Genomic DNA, 4,772 nt, shown 5'->3' with positions numbered 1-4,772 from the left:
GCACCAGCAACATCAGCCTCGACCGCTGTCCGCCCGACAACGCGGCAATCCTTTTCTCCTGCATCTCGATGGCGACGCCGGCGCCGGCGAGAAGCGAGCGGGCGCGCTGCTCGCCGATCTCGAAGCGGCGCGAGACCATCGCCAGCGGGGTGGCGTCGGCGCCGATGCCGGACAGAGCCTGGTCGCTGTAGCCGAGCACGGTCGACGGCGTCACCTTGACGCTTTCTTCCGACCCCGGTTCGGCGATGGCGGCGCGGATCATCGCAATGAAGCGCGATTTGCCGACACCGTTGCGGCCGAGCAGCACGATGCGGTCGCCTTGGCAGATATGGCGCTTGCCGGTCCTGAACAGCAGCGTGCCGTCGGGCGTTTCGACCGCCGGGTCGTCGAGCGTGATCAGCACCTTGGCGTGGGTGCCACGGTTGGCCAATCGGATCGCGCCGGCCGAACGCTCGCGATGCGCTGCCACGGCTGCATCTTCCAGCCTTTCGGCCCGCTCCCTGAGCTGCTTGGTTTTGACCGTCAGCAGGTCGCTGCCGGAATTGATGCCGATGTTGTTGAGCTTGGCTGCCTGCCGGCGCAACTGCTGTGCGACCTTCATGTCGCGCTCGAACCGCCGCGCCGTCGAGGCGTCGACCTCGTCGAGCGCCTGCCGGGCGCGCGAATAGGGCAGCGAAAACACCGGCGATTCTTCCGGGCGCAGGAACAGCGTGCGGTTGGTGGTGGCGTCGAGAAAGGCGCGGTCGTGGCTGGCGATGATCACCGGCACCTCGCGTGGCAGCGCGTTCAGCCAGGTTTCGAGCTGGCCGATCCTGGCGAGGTCGAGATGGTTGGTCGGCTCGTCGAGCAGAAGCACGTCCGGGTCGGTGACCCAGACGCGGGCGATCAGCGCCAGCCTTTGCCAGCCGCCGCTCAAGGCCCGCATCGCCCTGTCGCGCATGTCCTCAGGCACATCGAGCGAATCCAGCACCACGTCGACGCGCCAAAGCTCGCTGCCAAGCTGCTCCGGCGGCAAGGCATCGGCAACCACCTGATGGAAGCTACGGTCGAGCAGCGCGTCGGGGACGGATTGCTCGACATGGCCGACGCGCAAGCCGCGCGTCCGGGTGATATCGCCGCTCGTGGCGTCCAGCTCGCCGGCCAGGCATCTGAGCAGGGTGGATTTGCCACGGCCGTTCGCCGCGACGATGCCCAGCCGGTCGCCGGCACCGATGATGAGGTCGAGGTTGGAGAAGAGCGGCGCACTCATGGTGACGCCGAGGGATTTGAGGCTGATCAGGGCCATGTCGATTTCTCTGGTCTTGCCGGAGCCCGGCTCAATGCACTTTGACGGTGCGCCGGTAGGCCATCAGGCCGAGATCAGCGGCACCACGAAGGGCAGACCAAAAATCGAAGCGGGGGAAAATTCCCGGACCGTCCTGGTCAGCCCTGCAAGCAAGCTCGCAGGGCACAGACAGGGCCGCGCTGACGGTGGTGATCGATAGACACGCAGCCCTCCTTTCCAGATGTTCGAATTGGGAAACTGGGTACACCTCGGGAGGGGGACATGGCAAGGGGCGGCAGGACAGAGCGGAGCGCTGAAACTGCCGACCTCCCTCTTGTGGGCCCATTGTGGGGGAGATGTCCGGCAGGACAGAGCGCTGTCCCGCCGGCATGTCAACATCAATCTCTTCAGAAATCAGTGCCCCGGCCGCCCAGTCTTGCTCGGCCGGCGCTTTTGACGGCGCTCATCGGCTGGGTCTTCGTAAGAGCCGATCCCAGAGCGCTGGCGGACGATGGGTTTATCGTCGCGTTCCTTCGCGCCCCCCTCTGTCCTGCCGGACATCTCCCCCACAAGGGGGGAGATTGGCCGTGGCTTCGTAGGCACCGTTCCTTCGACGGGTTTTTCGGTACGGCGCACCGTCATCTCGTCGAGCGAGTTCTTGCGGAACAGCGACCCGGTGCGATCGCCCGGGATGCCGAAGTCGGAGCCATGCGCTTCCTGCGCCGACTGCTTCTTGAACAGCGAACGCGAGACCGCGCCAGCGGGTGTTGCCATATCGGTGCCCGGTCCCATGTCGTCGATCGAGGGCTTGGCGAAAAGAGGCTTCTTCACCGGCACCGCGCCGTCCGCGCCCATCTCATCGAGATCCGGCTTGCGGAACAGGCCCTTGCCGTCGTCATCGACGGTGCGGTGCACCGCACGTCCCTTGTTGTGCCTGCCTTTCTCGCGGCCGGAAACCGGGCTTTCCATGTCGGCGTAGCGGGCGAGCGGATCGTCCGAGATGGACAGCTCCATTTCGCGCAGCCGCTTGATCTCGTCGCGGATGCGGGCGGCCTTCTCGAAGTCGAGATTGGCGGCGGCATCGCGCATCTGCTTGTCCAGCGCCTCGAGATGGGTTTTCAGATTGTTGCCGATCATGGCGCCGGCATCGTCGGTGAACTGCGAGATGTCGGCGCGCACGTGATCCTTCTCGTAGACGGAGTCGAGGATGTCGGCGATGCGCGACTTGACCGATTCCGGCGTGATGCCGTTGGCCGCGTTCCACTCCATCTGCTTCTCGCGGCGGCGGTTGGTCTCCGCCATCGCCCGTTCCATCGAGCCGGTGATCTGGTCGGCGTAGAGGATGACCTTGCCGTCGACGTTGCGGGCGGCGCGGCCGATGGTCTGGATCAGCGAGGTTTCCGAACGAAGGAAACCTTCCTTGTCGGCATCGAGGATGGCGACGAAGCCGCATTCGGGAATGTCGAGGCCTTCGCGGAGCAGGTTGATGCCGACCAGCACGTCGAAGGCGCCGAGGCGCAGGTCGCGCAGGATCTCGATGCGCTCCAGCGTGTCGATATCGGAGTGCATGTAGCGGACTCGAATGCCGTTCTCATGCAGATATTCGGTGAGGTCTTCGGCCATGCGCTTGGTGAGGACCGTGACCAGCGTACGGTAGCCCAGCCTGGTCGTCTCACGGATTTCGCCGACGACATCGTCGACCTGGCTCTTGGCGGGGCGCACCTCGACCGGCGGGTCGATCAGGCCGGTCGGGCGGATGACCTGCTCGGCGAAGACGCCGCCGGACTGGTCGAGCTCCCAGCCGCCCGGCGTCGCCGAGACGGCGATCGACAGCGGGCGCATGGCGTCCCATTCCTCGAAGCGCAGCGGCCGGTTGTCCATGCAGGAGGGCAGGCGGAAGCCATACTCGGCCAGCGTCGCCTTGCGGCGGAAGTCGCCGCGATACATGCCGCCGATCTGCGGCACTGTGACGTGGCTCTCGTCGATGAAGATCAGCGCATTGTCCGGCACATATTCGAACAGGGTCGGCGGCGGCTCGCCCGGCTGGCGACCGGTGAGATAGCGCGAATAATTCTCGATGCCGGCGCAGGAACCGGTCGCCTCGAGCATCTCGAGGTCGAAGCGCGTGCGCTGCTCGAGACGTTGCGCTTCAAGCAGACGGCCAGCCTTTTCAAGCTCTTGCAGGCGGTATTGCAGCTCTTCCTTGATCGACTTGATAGCCTGATTCAAGGTCGGCCGCGGCGTCACATAGTGCGAATTGGCGTAGATCTTGACGCTCTTCAGCTCGCCGGTCTTCTGGCCGGTCAGCGGATCGAACTCGGTGATCGCCTCGATCTCGTCGCCGAACATCGAGATGCGCCAGGCGCGGTCTTCGAGGTGGGCCGGAAAGATCTCGATCGTGTCGCCGCGCACGCGGAACGAGCCGCGCACGAAGTTGATGTCCTGGCGCTTGTATTGCTGGGCGACGAGGTCGGCAAGCAAGGCGCGCTGGTCGAGCCGGTCACCGACCTGCATCTGGAAGGTCATCGCCGTGTAGGTCTCGACCGAGCCGATACCGTAGATGCAGGAGACGGAGGCGACGATGATGACGTCATCACGCTCCAGCAGCGAGCGCGTTGCCGAGTGGCGCATGCGGTCGATCTGCTCGTTGATCGAGGATTCCTTCTCGATATAGGTGTCGGTGCGCGGGACGTAGGCTTCCGGCTGGTAGTAGTCGTAATAGGAGACGAAATACTCGACCGCGTTTTCGGGGAAGAATTTCTTGAACTCGGCATAGAGCTGCGCGGCCAGCGTCTTGTTCGGCGCCAGGATCAGGGCAGGGCGCTGCGTTTCCTCGATCACCTTGGCCATGGTGAAGGTCTTGCCGGAGCCGGTCACGCCGAGCAGCACCTGGGTGCGGTCGCTTTGCTCGACACCCTCGACAAGGTCCTTGATGGCGGTCGGCTGGTCGCCGGCGGGCTCGAAATCCGACACCATCTTGATGGCGATGCCGCCTTCCGATTTTTCCGGCCGGGCAGGCCGGTGCGGCGTCCAAAGCTGGCCATCCTTGTGCAGCGGATTGCCGGATTCGATGAGCCTCGACAGTGCGGCGACGGTCGCGGTCACACCGCTCGAGGAAACCTGCTCGGCGTCCTCCAGGCTGATGTCGAGGCCGGCCACCGGGTTGAGGCCGGCGGCGGCGCGTTCTTTCGCCGATGCCGCGCCGCCCATCGAGGTGCCGCGCGCCGTGCGCCCGGGCGCAGCAGAGCGCTCGGGGATTTTCTTCGGCGCTTTAGCCTTCGGCTGCTTTTGCGCCTCACGCTCGATCTGCCCGGCCCAATCGGAGATCGAGCCGGTGAGAGGCGCGCCGGAGAACTCGCTTTGCGGTGCTTCGGCGAAGCCGCCGCGCTCCAGGGGCTCGGCGGCGTCGAGGAATTCGGTCAGCGGACTGCGCCGTTTCGGCGCGCCCTCTTGCGCCGGCGAGGGCGTTTTCTTGTCGGTGCGTTTGGCCATGGCCCGAATATGGGAG

Annotated in this window: 2 protein-coding genes; both read right to left on the bottom strand. The window is 65.3% G+C overall.

Features of this window, described 5'->3' with window-relative positions; genetic code table 11:
* The coding region (locus EOA75_RS28930; protein WP_164747626.1) for an ATP-binding cassette domain-containing protein at nt 1-1,285 on the bottom strand (1,285 nt) is incomplete at its 3' end.
* A gap of 393 nt (nt 1,286-1,678) precedes the next feature.
* Nucleotides 1,679-4,756 (bottom strand): excinuclease ABC subunit UvrB, encoded by a 3,078-nt coding sequence (gene uvrB / locus EOA75_RS28925; RefSeq protein ID WP_127325761.1) that lies wholly within the window; start codon nt 4,754-4,756, stop codon nt 1,679-1,681.
* Nucleotides 4,757-4,772: the final 16 nt, after the last annotated feature.

It is taken from the genome of Mesorhizobium sp. M1A.F.Ca.IN.022.07.1.1 (assembly GCF_003997575.1).
Taxonomy (GTDB): Bacteria; Pseudomonadota; Alphaproteobacteria; order Rhizobiales; family Rhizobiaceae; genus Mesorhizobium.
Note: the sequence above shows the minus strand (reverse complement) of the source record. Positions and strands in the feature narration are given on the sequence as shown.

What these genes read in the sequence shown, in the direction of transcription:
- uvrB (WP_127325761.1), bottom strand. Translation starts at nt 4,756, where the DNA reads ATGGCCAAACGCACCGACAAGAAAACGCCCTCGCCGGCGCAAGAGGGC.